The organism is Marinobacter xestospongiae, assembly GCF_023156385.1.
Taxonomy (GTDB): Bacteria; Pseudomonadota; Gammaproteobacteria; order Pseudomonadales; family Oleiphilaceae; genus Marinobacter; species Marinobacter xestospongiae.
In genome coordinates, this window is the sequence record NZ_JAKZAK010000048.1 from 1 (window position 1) to 2,038 (window position 2,038).

Sequence of the window (2,038 nt, forward strand, 5' to 3'; positions counted from 1 at the left end):
ATTGCTCTCTTCGCAAGTTAACCAAGTAATTCGTGTGGACTCTGACCGAGGCTTCGGTTTCGTTTAAGGAGGTGATCCAGCCGCAGGTTCCCCTACGGCTACCTTGTTACGACTTCACCCCAGTCATGAACCACACCGTGGTGATCGTCCTCCCGAAGGTTAGACTAACCACTTCTGGTGCAATCCACTCCCATGGTGTGACGGGCGGTGTGTACAAGGCCCGGGAACGTATTCACCGCGACATTCTGATTCGCGATTACTAGCGATTCCGACTTCACGGAGTCGAGTTGCAGACTCCGATCCGGACTACGATGCGTTTTGTGAGATTAGCTCCCCCTCGCGGGTTTGCAGCCCTCTGTACGCACCATTGTAGCACGTGTGTAGCCCTGGCCGTAAGGGCCATGATGACCTGACGTCATCCCCACCTTCCTCCGGTTTGTCACCGGCAGTCTCCCTAGAGTTCTCAGCCGAACTGCTAGCAACTAGGGATAGGGGTTGCGCTCGTTACGGGACTTAACCCAACATCTCACGACACGAGCTGACGACGGCCATGCAGCACCTGTCACTGCGTTCCCGAAGGCACCAATCTATCTCTAGAAAGTTCGCAGGATGTCAAGGCCAGGTAAGGTTCTTCGCGTTGCGTCGAATTAAACCACATGCTCCACCGCTTGTGCGGGCCCCCGTCAATTCATTTGAGTTTTAACCTTGCGGCCGTACTCCCCAGGCGGTCTACTTAGTGCGTTAGCTGCGCCACTAAGACTTCAAGAGTCCCAACGGCTAGTAGACATCGTTTACGGCGTGGACTACCAGGGTATCTAATCCTGTTTGCTCCCCACGCTTTCGCACCTCAGTGTCAGTGTTGGTCCAGGTAGCCGCCTTCGCCACTGGTGTTCCTTCCTATATCTACGCATTTCACCGCTACACAGGAAATTCCACTACCCTCTACCACACTCTAGCTTGCCAGTTCGAAATGCCGTTCCCAGGTTAAGCCCGGGGCTTTCACATCTCGCTTAACAAACCACCTACGCGCGCTTTACGCCCAGTAATTCCGATTAACGCTTGCACCCTCCGTATTACCGCGGCTGCTGGCACGGAGTTAGCCGGTGCTTCTTCTGTGAGTAACGTCAAGGCTGGCCGATATTAGCGACCAACTTTTCCTCCTCACTGAAAGTGCTTTACAACCCGAAAGCCTTCTTCACACACGCGGCATGGCTGGATCAGGGTTGCCCCCATTGTCCAATATTCCCCACTGCTGCCTCCCGTAGGAGTTCGGGCCGTGTCTCAGTCCCGATGTGGCTGATCATCCTCTCAGACCAGCTACGGATCGTCGCCTTGGTAGGCTCTTACCCCACCAACTAGCTAATCCGACTTAGGCTCATCTAATAGCGCAAGGTCCGAAGATCCCCTGCTTTCTCCCGTAGGACGTATGCGGTATTAATCCGGGTTTCCCCGGGCTATCCCCCACTACTAGGCAGATTCCTAAGCATTACTCACCCGTCCGCCGCTCGTCAGCGGGTAGCAAGCTACCCCTGTTACCGCTCGACTTGCATGTGTTAAGCCTGCCGCCAGCGTTCAATCTGAGCCATGATCAAACTCTTCAGTTTAAATCAAGCAGATGCCGAAGCATCTAATTTTTGCTCAAGACAAAACTCAAATTCATCACTCTCAAAGAGAGCTCTGACAGGTCACTGTCTCGATATTTCGTATCCGAAATACCTCAGCCAGCGCCCACACGAATTACTTAGTTAACTTTTTAAAGAGCGTTGGGCCGTTGCCCGATCAAGGCCGCGTATTCTACAGTGAACCGCGAGCTTGTCAACCGTTTATTTTCAGTGGCTTTCGAAGCTTTTCGAAACCGCCGAAACCTCCCGGCCACCTCATCAAGGTGGCGCGCATTTTACAGCGTTGAACCACCTTGTCAACCGCTTATTTGAAGATCTCTCAAAATCGAAAACTTCAACAAAACCAAACGGTTGCCTTTCGATTCCGAGCCCGCCTGACCGGCTTGCCCCTCGAAAGAGATGCGCATTCTACAGAC

Annotated in this window: 1 rRNA gene; it reads right to left on the reverse strand. The window is 53.2% G+C overall.

What is annotated here, in order from left to right:
* Window positions 1-64 precede the first annotated feature (64 nt).
* Window positions 65-1,604: ribosomal RNA gene (locus MLD24_RS21320) — 16S ribosomal RNA — on the reverse strand.
* Window positions 1,605-2,038 lie beyond the last annotated feature (434 nt).